At 70.1% G+C, this 15,713-nt stretch carries 19 protein-coding genes; 16 read left to right on the forward strand and 3 right to left on the reverse strand.

Annotation, left to right across the window (positions count from 1 at the left end; genetic code table 11):
• Window positions 1–4 precede the first annotated feature (4 nt).
• Window positions 5–1,162 carry a nicotinate phosphoribosyltransferase gene (locus KI388_RS12075; protein WP_215086862.1) on the reverse strand — a complete coding sequence of 386 codons (1,158 nt, stop codon included), beginning with the start codon at window positions 1,160–1,162 and terminating at the stop codon, window positions 5–7.
• Between the two features lie 124 nt (window positions 1,163–1,286).
• Window positions 1,287–3,077 carry an Hvo_1808 family surface protein gene (locus tag KI388_RS12080; RefSeq protein ID WP_215086863.1) on the reverse strand — a complete coding sequence of 597 codons (1,791 nt, stop codon included), beginning with the start codon at window positions 3,075–3,077 and terminating at the stop codon, window positions 1,287–1,289.
• A 158-nt stretch (window positions 3,078–3,235) separates the two neighbouring features.
• On the opposite strand from KI388_RS12080, the gene KI388_RS12085 reads away from it, so the two are divergent.
• From KI388_RS12085 to KI388_RS12155, 16 genes are all read left to right on the forward strand, one after another.
• The gene (locus KI388_RS12085; protein WP_215086864.1) at window positions 3,236–3,814 is read left to right on the forward strand and encodes an isochorismatase family cysteine hydrolase; all 579 of its coding nucleotides are present in this window, start codon (window positions 3,236–3,238) and stop codon (window positions 3,812–3,814) included.
• A 72-nt stretch (window positions 3,815–3,886) separates the two neighbouring features.
• A complete protein-coding gene (locus KI388_RS12090; protein ID WP_215086865.1) occupies window positions 3,887–4,447 on the forward strand; it encodes a hypothetical protein in 561 nt (186 codons plus the stop codon).
• A 167-nt stretch (window positions 4,448–4,614) separates the two neighbouring features.
• On the forward strand, window positions 4,615–4,746 hold the full coding sequence (locus KI388_RS15515; RefSeq protein WP_256441495.1) for an HVO_2523 family zinc finger protein: 132 nt from the start codon (window positions 4,615–4,617) through the stop codon (window positions 4,744–4,746).
• 160 nt (window positions 4,747–4,906) lie between these two features.
• Window positions 4,907–5,872: a phytoene/squalene synthase family protein gene (locus KI388_RS12095; RefSeq protein ID WP_215086866.1), complete on the forward strand. Its 966-nt coding sequence runs from the start codon at window positions 4,907–4,909 to the stop codon at window positions 5,870–5,872.
• Between the two features lie 6 nt (window positions 5,873–5,878).
• Complete coding sequence (locus KI388_RS12100) at window positions 5,879–6,088, forward strand: hypothetical protein (RefSeq protein ID WP_215086867.1); 210 nt, start codon at window positions 5,879–5,881, stop codon at window positions 6,086–6,088.
• Window positions 6,089–6,216: 128 nt separating this feature from the next.
• The gene (hisD, locus tag KI388_RS12105; protein WP_215086868.1) at window positions 6,217–7,494 is read left to right on the forward strand and encodes a histidinol dehydrogenase; all 1,278 of its coding nucleotides are present in this window, start codon (window positions 6,217–6,219) and stop codon (window positions 7,492–7,494) included.
• 200 nt (window positions 7,495–7,694) lie between these two features.
• The gene (phnD, locus tag KI388_RS12110) at window positions 7,695–8,900 is read left to right on the forward strand and encodes a phosphate/phosphite/phosphonate ABC transporter substrate-binding protein (RefSeq protein ID WP_215086869.1); all 1,206 of its coding nucleotides are present in this window, start codon (window positions 7,695–7,697) and stop codon (window positions 8,898–8,900) included.
• 2 nt (window positions 8,901–8,902) lie between these two features.
• On the forward strand, window positions 8,903–9,751 hold the full coding sequence (gene phnC / locus KI388_RS12115) for a phosphonate ABC transporter ATP-binding protein (RefSeq protein WP_215086870.1): 849 nt from the start codon (window positions 8,903–8,905) through the stop codon (window positions 9,749–9,751).
• A gap of 3 nt (window positions 9,752–9,754) precedes the next feature.
• The gene (gene phnE / locus KI388_RS12120) at window positions 9,755–10,591 is read left to right on the forward strand and encodes a phosphonate ABC transporter, permease protein PhnE (RefSeq protein ID WP_215086871.1); all 837 of its coding nucleotides are present in this window, start codon (window positions 9,755–9,757) and stop codon (window positions 10,589–10,591) included.
• Window positions 10,591–11,385: a phosphonate ABC transporter, permease protein PhnE gene (phnE, locus tag KI388_RS12125; RefSeq protein ID WP_215086872.1), complete on the forward strand. Its 795-nt coding sequence runs from the start codon at window positions 10,591–10,593 to the stop codon at window positions 11,383–11,385. Before phnE (KI388_RS12120) ends, phnE (KI388_RS12125) begins: the two co-directional genes overlap by 1 nt.
• Before the next feature lie 53 nt (window positions 11,386–11,438).
• A complete protein-coding gene (locus KI388_RS12130) occupies window positions 11,439–12,161 on the forward strand; it encodes an HAD-IA family hydrolase (RefSeq protein WP_215086873.1) in 723 nt (240 codons plus the stop codon).
• Window positions 12,162–12,305: 144 nt separating this feature from the next.
• Window positions 12,306–12,680, forward strand: a complete 375-nt coding sequence (locus tag KI388_RS12135) for an iron-sulfur cluster assembly accessory protein (protein ID WP_215086874.1) — start codon at window positions 12,306–12,308, stop codon at window positions 12,678–12,680.
• Between the two features lie 79 nt (window positions 12,681–12,759).
• Entirely contained in the window at window positions 12,760–13,005 is a 246-nt protein-coding gene (locus KI388_RS12140) for a DUF5816 domain-containing protein (RefSeq protein ID WP_215086875.1), read from the forward strand.
• A 103-nt stretch (window positions 13,006–13,108) separates the two neighbouring features.
• On the forward strand, window positions 13,109–13,447 hold the full coding sequence (locus KI388_RS12145; protein ID WP_215086876.1) for a hypothetical protein: 339 nt from the start codon (window positions 13,109–13,111) through the stop codon (window positions 13,445–13,447).
• Between the two features lie 492 nt (window positions 13,448–13,939).
• Window positions 13,940–14,374: a pyridoxamine 5'-phosphate oxidase family protein gene (locus KI388_RS12150; RefSeq protein WP_215086877.1), complete on the forward strand. Its 435-nt coding sequence runs from the start codon at window positions 13,940–13,942 to the stop codon at window positions 14,372–14,374.
• A 153-nt stretch (window positions 14,375–14,527) separates the two neighbouring features.
• Entirely contained in the window at window positions 14,528–14,728 is a 201-nt protein-coding gene (locus tag KI388_RS12155) for a dodecin (RefSeq protein WP_215086878.1), read from the forward strand.
• 56 nt (window positions 14,729–14,784) lie between these two features.
• On the opposite strand, the gene KI388_RS12160 is transcribed toward KI388_RS12155, so the two are convergent.
• Window positions 14,785–15,198, reverse strand: coding sequence for an EamA family transporter (locus KI388_RS12160; RefSeq protein WP_215086879.1), 414 nt, complete (start codon window positions 15,196–15,198; stop codon window positions 14,785–14,787).
• Between the last annotated feature and the right edge of the window lie 515 nt (window positions 15,199–15,713).

Raw genomic sequence — 15,713 nt, forward strand, 5'->3', positions numbered from 1 at the left:
ACCGCTACTCCGCCCCGTACCCTACCGCCTCCGCGTCCGCGAGCGCCCGCTCCGTCGCCGCCGACAGGTCGAAGGCGTCGCCGTCGACGACCTCGCCGTCCCGGACCACGGGTTCCATGAGCGGCTCCGCGCCATCGGGTCCCGAGCGGGCCGCCAGCCCGACCGCGTGGGCGCCGTCCGCGGTGCGGTACACCTCCTTCGCGCCCGAGAGCTTCCCCCGCTTGGCCGCCGGGTCGCCGTCGACGGCGACGAGGTCGAGCGCGAAGTCGACGGGGTCCGCGTTGGAGACGTGGCCGCCCACGCCGAACCCGTCGACGACGTCGCGGAGTTCGCGGAGGTCGGCGGGCCCGAGCCCGCCGGAGACGTACACGTCCACGTCCCCGCGACCGCGCGCGTCGAGCTCCCACTGCACCTCGCGGACGATGTGCCGGAAGTCGCCGCGCCGGGAGCCGGTCGTGTCGAGGCGGACGCCGTCGAGGTCGTCGCCCAGCGTCTCGACCGCGCGGAGCACCTCGTCGACCTCGTCGGAGTAGGTGTCACACAGCGCGATCCGCGGCGCGTCCGCCGGGACGCCCTCGTCGTAGGCGCGCCAAGCGGCCTCCTGTTCGCCGCGGCCGAAGCAGATGGCGAGCGCGTGCGGCATCGTCCCGGACGCCTCGCGACCGATCACCTCGCCGGCGGCGACGTGCGAGAAGCCGTCGAAGCCGCCCACGAGCGCCGAGCGCTCGACCGCCGCCGTCATCGCGGGGTGGACGTGGCGCGCGCCGAAGGAGAGCACCGACGCGTCCGGCGCGGCGACCCGGCAGTCGAGCGCCGCCGTCGCCATCCCGGACGCGTGCGAGAGGAAGCCGAGGAGGGAGGTCTCCAGCCGTGCGAACGCGAGGTACGGGCCCTCGATCCGCATCACGGGCCCGCCGTCGAACAGCCGCCCCTCCGGGACCGCGTCCACGTCGACGTCGCGGCCGGCGAGCAGTTCGACGGCGTTGCCGAGGCCGGCGAACAGCTCGAACTCCCTGTCCGGGAACTGGTCCGCGGTCACCTCCGCCACCACGCGGGGGTTCCGGCCCGCCGCCTCCAGCGCGGCCTCGGTCCGCTCGAAGTACGCGTCGGTCGCGCGCCCCTCTCGGACCGCGGCCGCGTCGACGATGTCGAACTCGCTCATGGTCGACCGTTCGGCCGCGGGGACGAAAAGCCACCCGTGTCGCGCCGCTCCCGCGCTGATCCCGCGTCGCGCCGCTCCTCCTGTCCGCTCTCTCCGCCGCCGCTCCGAACCGGGGAGCGCCGGACTACGCCGAGCGTCGCGCGAAGAGCGCGAGCGCGACGACGAGGGCGACGAGCGCCGCCGCGACGCCGAATCCGGGCGTGCTGGCATCGGTGTTACTGTCGTTGCCCTCGTCGTCGCTCCCGTTCTCACCGCTGGCGTCGTCCCCGTTCGTGCCGTTTCCGTCGCCGTCGTCTCCGTCCGTGTCGCTCCCGTCGCCGCCGCTCCCGTCGGTCCCGTCCGCGTCCGGCAGCGCGAGGTCAGCGTCCGGGCGGAGTTCGAGGACGCCCTCCGGCGAGGGCGCGTGGGTCACCGTCACGCTCGTCCCGTCGCGCTCGACGCCGTACGCGCCGGGGAAGTCGGCGTCGTCGCCGTCGTCGATCGCGTACACGCTCCCGTCATCGTACTCGCGGTCGCCGTGGGCCGTCAGCATCCGGACGTAGGCGTCGCGGAACGCCGCGGCGTCCGCCTCGGTCTGCCACTCGGTCGCCCAGACGTACCCGTCGCGGTCGCCGTTCCGGTAGGGGTACAGCTCGTCGCCCGCCCACCCGTCCGTCACGGGGTGCTCGTAGTTGTAGGCGCGTCGCGTCTGGAGTTCGGGCTCCGCGTCGAGGTGGATCTGGACGTTCTCCCGGACGCTCGCTCCCGGCTCCAAGACGGGGTACCGGTACTCGAAGCTCTGGTACCAGAACATCACGAACATCGACGCCTCGCCCGCGGTCTCCGCGCCCTCGACCCCCTGGTCCGCGTAGGTCTCCCACCCGCCGGTCGCGGCGTCCTCGAAGCTGACGGTGCCCTCCTCGTAGTCGGGGTTCCGGTGGATGACCTCCGCCGTCGACGCGGGCGGGTCGTTCATCGTCTCGTTGACGGCCGCCCACCCGCCCTCGTCGACGAGCTCGCGGACGTACAGCGCGCCGTCGCCGTACGGCTGGAGGACGGTCTGGAGGATGCCGAGGTTGATCCCGGCGGAGCCGCCGCCCCCACCCCCGCCGCCCTCGGACGCCTCGGCGCAGGTCCAGTTGTCCGCGCAGCGGGCGGCGTACCGCTCCTCGACGTGGACCGCCTCCCCCTCGACGATCCCGTCGACCGCGAGGTCGCCGTCCTGCGTGACGCCGAGGTAGCGCGGGTCGGTGAGGTCGTGGTACTGGTCTTGCATCGCGTGGAGCAGCTCGTGCGCGAGCGTCGAGGGATCGATGTCCGGGGACTCGCCGTCCGGCACGACGATGACGATCCGGTCTTCGGCCGGCGAGTAGAAGCCGGAGACCGCGCCGCCGAACACCGAGTCGATCTCGCCGTTGGCGTCCGTCCCCTCCCCGACGACGAACAGCGCCTCCCACACCTGGTCGTTCCAGCGCCGGAACGCCTCGGAGCCGTTGTCCCCGCTCGCGGTGTCGTTGGCGTACTCGCTCCGCGAGACGGTCTCGACCGGCACGTCCTCCTTGAACGGGCGCTGCCGGACATGCTCGACGCGCGCCATCGTCAGGTCGGTCAGCGCCGCCAACTGCGTCTCGTTGAGCCCGTCCGTCGACTCGAAGTCGACCGACTCCTCGTAGTGGGTCCCGTTCCAGCAGCCCACCAGGTCGGTACCGTCCCCGGGACCGCACTCGGCGGCGGACGCGGAGGGAACGCCCCCCGGCGGCGCCGGGCCGCCGCCGACCGCCTCGGCGGGAGCGGCGGCGTCCGACGCGGCGGGACCGACGCCGGCGGCCGGCGCGGCGGCCGGCGCGGCGGCGGCGCCGGCGGTGAACGCGACACACAGGACGGCGACCGCGGCGACGGCGGCGGCCGCGGTCGAGAGGGTGAGAGCCCGTCGCATACGGATCGCATCGGCCGCCCCGGTAAGTAGTCTGTCGGTTCCTTCGGCGCCGCGGCCGGCGGATTTTTCGGTACGGCCCGCCCCTCGCGGACCCGACCCGGTCGGCGTGGCCGAGGATCGGACGACGCTTTTTGAGGAGCGCGCTCCAACGCCTCGGCATGCCGTTCGATCCGGCCGAGACAGCGGTGGTCGTCGTCGACATGCAAAACGGCTTCTGTCACCCGGAGGGGAGCCTCTACGCCGGGCCGAGCGAGGCGGCGGTCGACCCGGTGACGGCGCTCGTCGACCGCGCCCGCGACGCCGGCGCGTCCGTCGTCTACACTCGCGACGTCCACCCGCCCGACCAGTTCGAGGACACCCACTACTACGATGAGTTCGACCGGTGGGGCGAGCACGTCGTCGAGGGGTCGTGGGACGCCGAACTCGTCGACGACCTCGACGTGCGCGACGGCGACCACGTCGTCGAGAAGCACACCTACGACGCCTTCTACAACACCGACTTGGAGGGGTACCTCGACGCGCACGGAATCTCTGACCTCCTGATCTGCGGGACGCTCGCGAACGTCTGCGTCCTCCACACCGCGGGGAGCGCGGGGCTCCGCGACTACCGCCCGGTCGTCGTCGAGGACGCGCTCGGCTACATCACCGAGGAGCACCGCGAGTACGCCGTCGACCACGCGGACTGGCTGTTCGGCGAGACGGCGACCCGCGACGGGGTCGCGTTCGGCTCCGAGTAGCCCCCGACAATCGATTATCACGCGCGACAACCGGCGTGTAACCCTTTTTACCGCTCGCCGGAACCGCGGGGTATGGACATCTCTCGGCGGGGCGTGCTCGGCGGTCTCGGCGCGGCCTGCGCGGTCGGCGCCGTCGGCTTCGCGGGCGCGGCGCAGGTGACGGACGGCGAGGCGCTCGAAGGCGTCGGCGGCGACGGTCCCGGACCGGCGGGGGACGCCGCCGCCGACGAGGACGACTCCCGCCCGTCGTCGGCCGCCGTCGACCCCGACGCGCCGTTCGTCGCCCGCGTGACCGGCGACGACGGAACCGAGTCGCGCCTGTTCGACGCGAGCGACCTCGACCGCGTCAAGGGCGTCTTCTCGCAGGACGGCGAGTACCTCGTTCAGGTCGTGCTCACCGACGCGGGCGTCGAGTCCTTCCGCGAGCGCCTCGACGAGGCCGGCGCGACCGACGACCCGACCGCGTTCGTCGTGTCGATGTCGCTCGACGGGACTGAGGTCCGGCGCGTCGAACTCGACCGGGAGACGGTCGACTCGCTCACCGGTTCCGACTGGGAGGGCGTGTTGACGCTCCCCTTCGGTGAGGAGTCGGTCGCCCGGTCCGTGTACGACCGACTGGCCGACGACGACTGAAGCGTCGCCCCCACACGGACGACTGAAGCGTCGCCCCCGCACAGACGACTGAAGCGTCGCCCCCACACGGACGACTGAAGCGTCGCCCCCACACGGACGACTGACTAGTTAGGGTCCGCGGCGCGAGCGGGAGACAGCGTTTTGATCCTCGAGTCCGTACCCCGGCCGTGAGCGACGGAACCGCGGAGGACGGCGGTCGGCCCTGTCCGGTCTGTGAGACGCCGATGTACCACCGGCACTGTAAGTACGTCTGCCCGGCTCACGGCGTCGTTTACGACTGTAGCGACACGTTCTACTGACCCGACGGGACCGCTCGCGGCCCGGGCCGGTCGCCGGAATTGCCCGACGCGGCCGCGGACCGAACTGTGTCGTGCGAACTGTTATGTTCTTGGAGACCGATTTTTCAGCTATGATGGGCGACCCGTACGTGACCCTCCTTGCCGACCCTCCGAGGTCAGCATGGTAGAGCAAAACCAGGTTGCCCGGAGCAAGCGGATCCAGCGCCGCACCGGGAAGACGTTCCACGTCGCCACCCGGCTGCTGCCGAAGCGGATCCGCCATCCGACGTACGTGTTGTACGGGTTCTTCCGGACCGCAGACGAGGTCGTCGACGCCGCGGACACCGCACCGCCGGCCGAGCAGCGGGCCGAACTCGACCGACTCCGGGCGGCCGCGCTGGGCGAGGAGCCGACCGACGACCCCGTGTTGGAGGCGTTCGCGGAGGTGGTCGAGCGAAACGGCATCCCCGACGAGGACGTCCACTCGTTCGTGGACGCGATGGCGAGCGACATCGACACCGACCGGTACGAGACGTACGCGGACCTCGAGACGTACATGGACGGCTCCGCGGCCGCCGTCGGGCGGATGATGACGGCGATCATGGACCTCGACCCCGAGGCGGAGGCAAGGGCCCTCCCGCACGCCACGAAGCTGGGCGAGGCGTTCCAGATGACGAACTTCCTCCGGGACGTCCGCGAGGACGTCGTCGAGCGCGACCGGATCTACCTCCCGCTGGAGACGCTCCGCCGCCACGGGGTGAGCGAGGAGCAGATCCTCGACTTGGAGTTCGACGAGGACGTCGCGGCCGCGGTCCGCGAGGAGATGACCCGCACCGAGCGTCTCTACGAGGAAGGCGTCGCGGGCATCAAGTACCTCCCCGAGGACTGCCAGCTCGCGGTGCTGCTCGCCGCGGTGCTGTACGTCGACCACCACCGCCTCATCCGCAACCGGGGCTACGACACCGTCTCGACCACCCCGGAACTGTCCTTCACCCGGAAAATATCGCTGCTCGTCCGCACCCGCTGGAAGTGGCAGTGGAACCGGGACCCGGAAGCGGTGTTCTACGACATGTGTACCGACTTCGACCCCGGTCGCGAGCGCCACGGGCACGACCCGCACAGCGCCGGCGTCCCGCAGACGGACTGAGCCCGGATGGACCGCTCCCGGTTCGTCGCCCTCGCCGTCGGCGCGTTCGGACTCGTGTTCGTCTCCTTCCTGATCCGCGGCACGACGCGACTGGTGGCGCCATACGGGGTCGCCGTCGCGGTGTCGGCCCCCGTCTTCTTCATGGCGGCGGCGCTGCTGGTCGCCCTCTTCGTCCTCGCGGTTCTCGACGCCACCGGGATCCGCCCGCTGGAGTGAGTCGGGCGCGGCCGGGGCCGCCCGGTCATCGCCGTCGTCGACCGAGCGGCGCGGTTCGGCCGAGTCCACCGACCGACGCGCGCCGGCCGAGTCGGAACGCCCTTGCCCCGCCGCCCCCGTGTACTCGTATGGACGTACGAACCGTCGCTGACCTCTCGCCGGCCGAGCGGCGCGCCCTCTTCGAGCGCGATGCCGGCGTCGAGGGGGTCCGCGAGGACGTGCGGGGCATCGTCGAGCGGGTCCGCGAGGAGGGCGACGTCGCGGTCCGCGAGTTCGCGGAGGAGTTCGATGGGGTCGCCGTCGGCAACGTCGACGTGACGGACGACGCGGCGCGGGCACACGACGAACTGGCCGACGCGGACGACCCGGTCCTCGACGCGGTGCGGGAGGCGGCCGCGAACGTGCGCGAGTTCCACGAGCGGCAGCGCCCCGAGGACTGGCGCGACGACTTCGGCGGCCGCGAGCTGGGCCGCCGCTTCCGCCCCATCGACCGCGTCGGGGTGTACGTGCCCGGCGGCGCGGCCGCGTACCCCTCCAGCGCGCTGATGGGGATCGTCCCCGCGGTCGTCGCCGGCGTCGACCACGTCGCGGTCGCGACCCCGCCGGCCGAGGAGCTGAACCCGGTCACCCTCGCGGCGATCCACGAGGCTGGCGCCGACGCGGTGTATCAGGTCGGCGGCGCGCAGGCCATCGCCGCGCTCGCGTACGGGACGGAGACGGTGACGCGGATCCAGAAGGTCGTCGGCCCGGGCAACAAGTGGGTCACCGCCGCCAAGTCGATCGTACAGGGCGACGTGGAGATCGACTTCCTCGCCGGCCCGAGCGAGGTGCTCGTCCTCGCGGACGGGACCGCGGACCCCGAGTTGGTCGCAGCGGATCTGGTCGCGCAGGCCGAACACGACCCGAACGCCTCCGTCGTCGCGGTCACCGACGACGCCGACCTCGCGGACGCCGTGGCCGAGGCGGTCGAGGCGCAGGCGGCCGAGCGCGAGCGCGAGGAGACGATCCGGGCCGCGCTCGACAACGAGGCGTCCGGCGTCCTCCACGCGCGCTCGATGCCGGAGGCCGTGCTGTTCGCGGAGGAGTACGCGGCCGAGCACCTCTCGATCGTGGCCGACGACGACGAGGCGCTCTTAGACCGGATCACGAACGCCGGCTCCGTCTTCCTCGGCCCGTACTCCCCAGTCGCGGCCGGTGACTACGCGGCCGGGACGAACCACGTGCTGCCGACGAACGGCGGCGCGAAGCGGTACGGCGGGCTCTCCGTGGACACCTTCCTCCGGTCGTCGACGGTCCAGCGGCTCGACCGCGACGCGCTTGCGAACCTCTCGGAGACGGTCACGTCGCTCGCGGAGGCCGAGGGGTTAGAGGCCCACGCCGAGAGCGTCCGAAAGCGGTTCGAGTAGGATCGGATCCCCCGACCCACCGGCGACGCCGCGGTTCCGCCCGGACTCGTCGGTGAATATATAACGGATCATACGGCTCACCGTCGTCCGTAGCGGTCAGAACCACACCGGTCCGCTCGGGTTCGGAACGTGTCGATACAATCGTCTATATTCGGCTCATAGCAGGCTTCTTTCCCTCGAAAAGGCGTTTTCAATTCGTAATGGTGAAAGAAAGCGGCCAACGGTGGGAGTCGAGTTCGCGGCGTAAGTTCATCCTGGCCGGCGGGGCGGTCGGGATAGCCGGTCTGGCGGGCTGTTCCGGCGGGAGCGGCGACGGCGAGGCCGGGGCGGGCCTCGATTCGGGTAGCGAGGACGGCGGCGACGGCGGCGACGGCGGATCGAGCGACCCGATGCTCACGAACGCCTCGGAGTTCGATCCCGCCGAGCCCAACTGGGAGGAGAACAACTACCTGATGACGGCGGTCTCGGAGAACGACTACTTCCAGGGGAGCCAGACGGACCTGGAGAACATGCGGAATCAGGACGTCGAGGAGATAGCTCACGGCAGCCCGCCACGGGAGCTGCCCGACGACGAGAGCGAGTGGGTCGACCCCGACCCACTCATTTTCGTGGACAAGCCCGGCGAGTCCGGCCAGACGCAGTACCAGGATACCATCCAGCCGCTGCTGGACCGGCTTGAGGAGACGACGGGCCGGACGGTCGAGTGGCAGCCCGTCGACTCCAACGCGGCGACGGTCGAGTCGTTCCGGGCGGGGCGCGGACATCTGGGCGACATCTCGACCGGAACGTCCGCCTTCGGGGTCAACCTCGGCGGCGTCGTTCCGTTCGCGGTCCCGATAAGTCCCTCCGGACAGTTCGGCTACCGGCTGCTGGCGATCACCCGCGACGACGAGGACGACATCCAGTCCGTCAACGACTTCGCGCGTGACGATATCACAGTCACGCACTCTGAGCCGGCGTCGAACTCCGGTAACCAGGCGCCGTCGGCGCTTTTCGACCAGTCCTTCGACGTGACGGCCGGAGAGGACTACGAGAGGGAGTTCTCGGGCGGCCACGACCAGACCGCCCGCGGCATCGCGGCCGGCGACTACGATGCCGGACCGATCTGTAGCACCTGCGTCGATGACCTCATCGGGTCGACAGAGGACATCGACTACGACGATTTCAAGGTGGTCTGGGCGAGCAACCCGTTCCCGCCGGGTCCGATGGTCCACCGATACGACCTCCACCCGGACATCGTCGAAGGGATCAAGGAGGCGACCATCGGGACCGACTGGACGGACACCGAGTACGCCGAAAACACCGGTGAGGCCGAGTACGTCGAAATCGACTACAAGAACGTCTTCAACGACATCCTGATCATCCAGCGGTACAACGGCGTCGAGTACGAGAGCGGGAACCTGTAACGATGCTCGAAACGGAGAACCTCGGAAAGACGTACCAGACCGGCGACGAAGCGCTCAGCGACATCTCCGTGCGGATCGACGGCCGCGAGGTCGTGGCGATGATCGGCCCGAGCGGGGCCGGAAAGAGCACGTTCGTCCGATGTATCAACCGCTTGGTCGAGCCGACGACGGGGAGCGTCCGCCTCGACGACACGGAGCTGACCGCGCTGGACGACGACGGGCTGCGGGACGCGCGCCGGAACATCGGCATGGTGTTCCAGGAGTACAACCTCGTCGAGCGGCTCACCGTGATGGAGAACGTGCTCTCCGGTCGGCTCGGCTACGTCTCGAACTGGGCCGCGCTCCGACGGAACTTCCCGCCGGAGGACGTCGAGCGGGCCTACGAGCTGCTGGAGCTCGTCGGGCTCGACGGCATGGAGGACAAGCGGGTCGACGAGCTCTCCGGCGGGCAGCGCCAGCGCGTCGGCATCGCGAGGGCGGTCGTCCAGGAGCCGAAGATCCTGCTGGCCGACGAGCCGACCTCGAGCCTCGACCCCGAGACCTCCCGCGACGTGATGGAGCTGCTCACCGACATCGCCGAGGACCGCGACGTGCCCGTACTGATCAACATCCACGAGGTCGACCTCGCGGAGGCGTACGCGGACCGAATCCTCGGGCTCCACGCCGGCGAGCTCGTCTTTGACGGGCCGGCGAGCGACCTCTCCGACGAGTCGAAGGGCGTCATCTACCGGGGGGAGGAGCCGCCGGAGTCGGCCGCGACGGACCCGGACTGGCTGTCGGGTCCGGACGACGAGTCGAGCGCGCGGAACGGGCAGGACGCCGGTTCCGACCGCCTGCCCGCGGAGGACTGACCTGTGGCGACCGAGTCGTCCTCGCCGGCGGGGTCGACGGGCGCGGCCGACCGGCGGACGTGGCGGCGCCCGACCGCGTTCCGGAACCGGTACACGAAGTGGGCGGTGTACGGGGCCGTCCTCGCGCTGATCGCGTGGTCGGTCGCGAGCCTGCGGATCACGCCCGGCCGCTTCCTCTCCGGAATCGGGTACGGCTACGAGCTGATCGACTCGATGCTGCCACCCGAGACCGGCAGCGAATACACGCTCAGGCTGTTTGACCGCATGATCGAGACGATCGCGATGGCGATGGTCGCGACCGTCGCCGGGATCGCGATCAGCCTCCCGGTGGCGTTCGGGGCGGCCGAGAACATCTCGCCGAAGCCGACCTACTACCTCAGTCGCGGTATCATCAGCGCCACGCGCGCCATCGACGGGCTGATCGTCGCGATCATCGCCGTCATCGCGCTCGGGTTCGGCCCGCTCGCGGGGATCGTCGCGATCAGCTTCAAAACGATAGGCTTCTTCTCGAAGCTGTTCGCCGAGGACTTAGAGGACATCGACATGGGAGGTGTCGAGGCAGTCCGGGCGACCGGCGCCTCTCGGTTCCAGAGCCTCGTCTACGGGGTCATCCCGCAGGTCGTTCCGCGGTTCGCCGGGCTCGCCGTGTACCGGTGGGACATCAACATCCGGTCGTCGACGATCGTCGGGATCGTCGGCGCCGGCGGGATCGGCGTCCTCCTCCAGCGAGCCTACCAACGGTACGAGTACGACTACGTGGCGGCGATCCTCGTTGCGATCATCGCCGTGGTCCTCGTCGCCGAGTTCGTGAGCGCCGTCGTCAGACGGAGGGTCCAGTGATGGCGGGCGCCACGCGCGAGTGGAGCCGGTTCGACGCGAGAGAGCGGCTCTTCCGGATCGGTGGTGCGCTCGTCGCCGTCGCCGTCGTTGTCGCTTCGTGGGAGTGGCTCGACATGAGCCTCCAGTACGTGACCTCCGCGCCGGCGCAGGTCGGCGACCTCTTCGGACGGATGGTCCCGCCGGACTGGGGGTACCTGCCGAACGCGGTCGGCCCGCTCGCCGAGACGATACAGATAGCCGTCGTCGGGACGATTGCGGCGGTGGCGATGGCGGCCCCGGTCGCGTACATCACCGCCGAGAACACGACGCCGAACCGGGCTACGTACGCGCTCGGGAAGCTTATCGTCACCGTCTCGCGGTCGGTCCACACGATCGTCTGGGCGCTGCTGTTCGTCGTGATGTTCGGGCCGGGCGCGCTCGCGGGGACCGTCGCGACCGCCGTCCGGTCGATCGGGTTCCTCGCGAAGCTCCTCGGCGAGGAGATCGAGGAGATCGACTTCGGACAGGTGGAAGGAGTGCGCGCGACCGGCGCGAGCCCCGCTCAGCTGCTGATCTACGGGATCGTCCCGCAGATCAAGCCGGCGCTGGTCGGGCTCAGCGTGTACCGCTGGGACATCAACGTGCGGGCGGCGACGATCCTCGGCTTCGTCGGGGCCGGCGGGATCGGCGTCCAGCTGTTCGAGGCGATCGACTCGTTCGCGTGGCGGACGGTGTCGGCGCTCCTCGTCGCCATCCTCGGCGTCGTGCTCGTCAGCGAAGGCGTGTCGGCGTACGCCCGACGGAAGGTGCGCTGATGGCGGCCGAGCGGCGGAGCGACCCGCGACCCGACGACGGAACGGAGCCACACATGACAACGATTCACGACGCAGACGACCGGACCGACCGACCGACTGACGGAGTCGTGCTCTTCGACATGGACGGCGTGGTCCTCGACGGCTGGGGGACCGACGACGCCGTTCACAGCCGCGCGCTCGACGACGTGCTCGAGGAACGGGACCTGCGGGTGACCGGAGACCTCCGGCGCCCGCTGGAGACGCACGCGTACGACGACGACTTCCGAGGCGCCTGCGAGGAGCTCGGCGTCGACCCCGCGGACCTGTTCCGGGCCCGCGAGGAGCGCAGCGCGAAGCGCTCCGTGGCCCGGCTCGCGGCCGGGACGAGACGGCTCTGCCCCGACGTCGACGCGGTCGGCGAGCTCGCGGAGCGCGTCCCCGTCGGGCTCGTGAGCAACAACTACCACCCGACCGTCGAGTTCGTCGTCGACCACTTCCGGCTCGACGCGTTCGCGTTCGTCCGCGGCCGTGACCTCGGTCCCGAGGGGTTCCGGCGCCGGAAGCCGGACCCGCACTACCTGAACGAGGCGCTCGACGCGCTGGACGCGACGGGCGGCGTCTACGTCGGGGACCGCGCGACGGACGTGCTCGCCGCCGAGCGCGCCGGACTCGACAGCGCGTTTCTCAGGCGCGAGCACAACGCGGCCCGCGACCTCGACGTGGACCCGACCCACGAGATCGAGAGCCTCCACGACCTGACCGATGTCATCGGCCCTCTCGGAACGACGCCCGACTAGGGCGACGAGACGCGTCCCGGCCGCGGCGGCGGAACCGTCGGCGGGACCGATCGGCCGAAGGGGACGACGAACGTAACCGTCGACGGCAACACCGGTCCGCCCTCCGCCGGCAGGGTTTTGAGTGTCCGTGTCGAACGCGTTCGCATGAGTACCGAACCGGCCGACACCGGGACCGAGGGGAGCGACCCGGCGATCGAGGTGACCCCGGACGCCGCGGAGGAGGCGCTCTCGCTCCTCGACGGCGAGGGGCTCGACACCGACATCGCCGGACTGCGGCTGTTCGTCCAGCAGGGCGGCTGCGCGGGACTGTCGTACGGGATGCGCTTCGACACCGAACCGGAGGACGACGACCTCGTCGTGGAACACCACGGGCTCCGCGTGTTCGTCGACCCCGCGAGCAAGAACTACATCGGCGGCAGCACGCTCGACTACGAGCACGGGCTGCAGGCGGCCGGCTTCGAGGTCGAGAACCCGAACGTCGTCTCCGAGTGCGGCTGCGGCGAGTCGTTCCGAACGTAGCGAGTCACCGTTCGAGTTCCTGTTTTCTCGCCGTCGCGCGAGTCCGCCGCTTAAGTCGCTCCGGAGGGTACGGGGTCCCATGAGTCTGGAAGCGTCGACGACGCCGAGCGGGGAGCAGGTGTACACCGACCGGTCGCGCACCGAGCGCGGCGCGGACGGCCCCTTCTACCTCGTGTTCGAGGACGAGGCGGGCGAGTCCCGCTGGGGGTTCCGCTGTGGCAACTGCGACTCGTTCGACACCGCGATGGACACGATGGGCCGGATCCAGTGTACCGGGTGCGGCAACCTCCGGAAGCCGGACGAGTGGGACGCGGCCCACGAGTAAGCCGCGTTCGCGGTTCTCCCGCCCGTTCCGGGCGGTGCGTCCGATTCTCCGCGGCCGGAATCGTGAGAAAGTTTATCACGGATGGTGCCGAACTCCGAGGTAGATGGCCACCGCGAGCATCCCCCCGACGACCGAGGCCAGAGACGTCTTCCGCGAACTGGGATACACCGTCTCCGACGGCGGACGAGAGTTCGTCGCGGAACGCAAGTGGCGGCGCGTGTTCGTGACGGTGCTGTGTCTGGACGACGACGACCTCGACTCGTATCTCGCGGACGGCGGCGACGCGCCGCGGCTCCGGTGTTTCGTCACGTGGCGCGACCGCGCGGCCGACCTCCAAGAGCGGCTCGTCGACGCGAAACCGCCCTACGACTGGGCGGTCATCGGCATCGACCGCGACGGCGAGGACTTCGCGGTGATGGAAGGCGCGCGCGGCAGTCCCTGACCTCCCCCGCGGTGACGGTTCTCTGCGCCCGCCTCGACTACCGGCGGGCTGGCGGCCGGGAGCGTTCTCCGCCGGCCCTCACGTCGAGTGGCTATCTTTCTTCGAGGAGAGAATCCCGCCGTTCACGGCGGGCGTGAATCCGACAACGCCTCCACAACCTACGTTCAGCAACAATACGGATATTTAACTAATAGTGTATCGTAGCATGACGTACACCGAGGCGGTCACACCGCCCACTCAAATGCACAATATCGGGACTCCGAGGCCCAGAACGTTCGAGACACACTCTCGAACCGCTGTGGTGTCTCGGTCAAGATAACTCCGAGTCCCCTGCCGGGATAGGAGTAACGGCGGTGTGGCCCCGCCATCGGCCTGTCATGCCGACAGGCCGTGAACCAGCAAATATCCCAACCCAGCGGTGTAGTGCCGTGGGAAGCCTCGCCGTTTACGGCGAGGAGGAGGTCACTTGCGGCCCCGCCGCGTACGGTCCCCATGGAGCACGTCGAGTACGTCTACACCAGCGGCATGTCCGAATCCGAGGTCGATAGCCGCCTCCGGGGCGGCGAACACGGCGTCTTGGGGTTAGCGAACGCCGACGACGCGTACGCCGTCCCGCTGAGCTACCACTACGACGGCGACCGCCTCCTGCTCCGCGTGAGCGGACACGACGGCGACGGCGAGAAGGGGCGGTTCCTCGAGACGACCGACACCGCCACGTTCGTGTGCTACGAGGCGTCGGCGGACGAGTCGTGGAGCGTCCACGTCCGCGGGCCGGTCCGGCGGTGGGAGCGGACCGTCGACGAGGCGACGCTCAACGAGTGGTTTCAGCCGTTCCGTCTCTTCGACGAGGCGGTCGAGAACGTCGCGTTCGCCCTCTACGAGCTGCGGATGGAGACGGTCATCGGTCGCACAACCGCGGACGCGTAGCCCGTGAGCCGGGGAACGGGCCCCGGAGATGCGGCGCGTTCGGGGCGATCGGGGTCGCGGTCCCCGCGACCCCGCTCCGCGAGGTCCCGTTCCCGCCCGCGCCCCCCGCGGACGCGTATTTTTATCCCCCCGTGTTCCCTACCAGCACGCGACATGGTGTTCAAGAAGATAACGCTGATCGGGACGAGCGAGGAGAGCTTCGACGCCGCGACCGACGACGCCCTCGACCGGGCGGAAGACACCCTCGACAACGTGTACTGGGCGGAGGTCGAGGAGTTCGGGGTCGAACTTCAGGGGGACGCCGAGCGCGAGTATCAGGCGGAAGTCGAGGTCGCGTTCGAACTCGAAGGCTGAGCGCGGTCCGCGTCTCGATCTTTTAGTTGGCGCCGATCCCCGCCACCCGGAGTCGGTCACGTCGCGATGAGGACGACCGCGACCGCTCCGAGCGCGACGCCGAGCCCCTTCCTCGCCGTGACGCCCTCGCCTAGCACGACGATGCCGAGCAGCGCCCCGCCGACGAGGAACATCCCGAAGATGGGGACGACGACGCTGACCGGGCCGGTCGCGAGCGCGCGGAAGTAACCGACGACGGCGCCGGCGAGACAGACCCCCGCCGCGAGCGCGAACCCGACGGGGCGGCTCGCCAGCGACGGCACCGACCACTTCCCGAACAGGACCGCGACGGTCGTCGCGATCAGGGCCAGCGTGCCGACCGCGATCGGCATCACGGTGAACGTCGGGAGATCTCGGAGCGCGACCTTCATGAACAGGAACGCGAACGAGTAACACCCCATCGCGAGCAGCGCCCAGAAGACGTGGTTCACGGAGTCTCGCCCTCCCAGTCGCGTGTCGGTTCCCCTCTTCGGTGTGGCATTCGTTCCCGCACACGCTTGGATATCATAAAAAAATGATCCGGTCGTAACTCTCAGCGAGCGAAACAGTCGGAGTGTGATCGATACGAGTGAGAGCGGTTTGCCGGCGATTATTTATAAATGAGAAACGACTCCACGAGGGACGCCACCGGAGCCCCAGCCGCTCGTTTATCAATCGTCGCAGACGGATCGTCGACGCATACTGCCGAAGCCCCAGCCGTGAGGCGGGCGCACGCTCGCCGCGCTCCTCGCTCGCGTTGCTCGCTGCGGTGCTCGCATCGCCTGCGCCCGCCTCACGGCTGCCCCTTCGAGTCCCGCCCCGCACAGCACCGCGCCTCACGCCTCCCCAGCCTCGTCAGTCGCCTCCGCTTCGCTCCGGCGACTGACTCCCTCGCACCGGCGGTTCGCGGCCCTCCGGGCCGCTCACCGGGGCGCGCCGACCGCATCGCCTCGTTCATTTATAAGCA

Source organism: Halorubrum sp. 2020YC2 (assembly GCF_018623055.1).
GTDB lineage: Archaea > Halobacteriota > Halobacteria > Halobacteriales > Haloferacaceae > Halorubrum.

Coding starts and splice junctions, on each gene's coding strand:
- KI388_RS12075 (WP_215086862.1), bottom strand. CDS start 1,162: ATGAGCGAGTTCGACATCGTCGACGCGGCCGCGGTCCGAGAGGGGCGC.
- KI388_RS12080 (WP_215086863.1), bottom strand. CDS start 3,077: ATGCGACGGGCTCTCACCCTCTCGACCGCGGCCGCCGCCGTCGCCGCG.
- KI388_RS12085 (WP_215086864.1), top strand. CDS start 3,236: ATGCCGTTCGATCCGGCCGAGACAGCGGTGGTCGTCGTCGACATGCAA.
- KI388_RS12090 (WP_215086865.1), top strand. CDS start 3,887: ATGGACATCTCTCGGCGGGGCGTGCTCGGCGGTCTCGGCGCGGCCTGC.
- KI388_RS12095 (WP_215086866.1), top strand. CDS start 4,907: ATGGTAGAGCAAAACCAGGTTGCCCGGAGCAAGCGGATCCAGCGCCGC.
- KI388_RS12100 (WP_215086867.1), top strand. CDS start 5,879: ATGGACCGCTCCCGGTTCGTCGCCCTCGCCGTCGGCGCGTTCGGACTC.
- hisD (WP_215086868.1), top strand. CDS start 6,217: ATGGACGTACGAACCGTCGCTGACCTCTCGCCGGCCGAGCGGCGCGCC.
- phnD (WP_215086869.1), top strand. CDS start 7,695: ATGGTGAAAGAAAGCGGCCAACGGTGGGAGTCGAGTTCGCGGCGTAAG.
- phnC (WP_215086870.1), top strand. CDS start 8,903: ATGCTCGAAACGGAGAACCTCGGAAAGACGTACCAGACCGGCGACGAA.
- phnE (WP_215086872.1), top strand. CDS start 10,591: ATGGCGGGCGCCACGCGCGAGTGGAGCCGGTTCGACGCGAGAGAGCGG.
- KI388_RS12130 (WP_215086873.1), top strand. CDS start 11,439: ATGACAACGATTCACGACGCAGACGACCGGACCGACCGACCGACTGAC.
- KI388_RS12135 (WP_215086874.1), top strand. CDS start 12,306: ATGAGTACCGAACCGGCCGACACCGGGACCGAGGGGAGCGACCCGGCG.
- KI388_RS12140 (WP_215086875.1), top strand. CDS start 12,760: ATGAGTCTGGAAGCGTCGACGACGCCGAGCGGGGAGCAGGTGTACACC.
- KI388_RS12145 (WP_215086876.1), top strand. CDS start 13,109: ATGGCCACCGCGAGCATCCCCCCGACGACCGAGGCCAGAGACGTCTTC.
- KI388_RS12150 (WP_215086877.1), top strand. CDS start 13,940: ATGGAGCACGTCGAGTACGTCTACACCAGCGGCATGTCCGAATCCGAG.
- KI388_RS12155 (WP_215086878.1), top strand. CDS start 14,528: ATGGTGTTCAAGAAGATAACGCTGATCGGGACGAGCGAGGAGAGCTTC.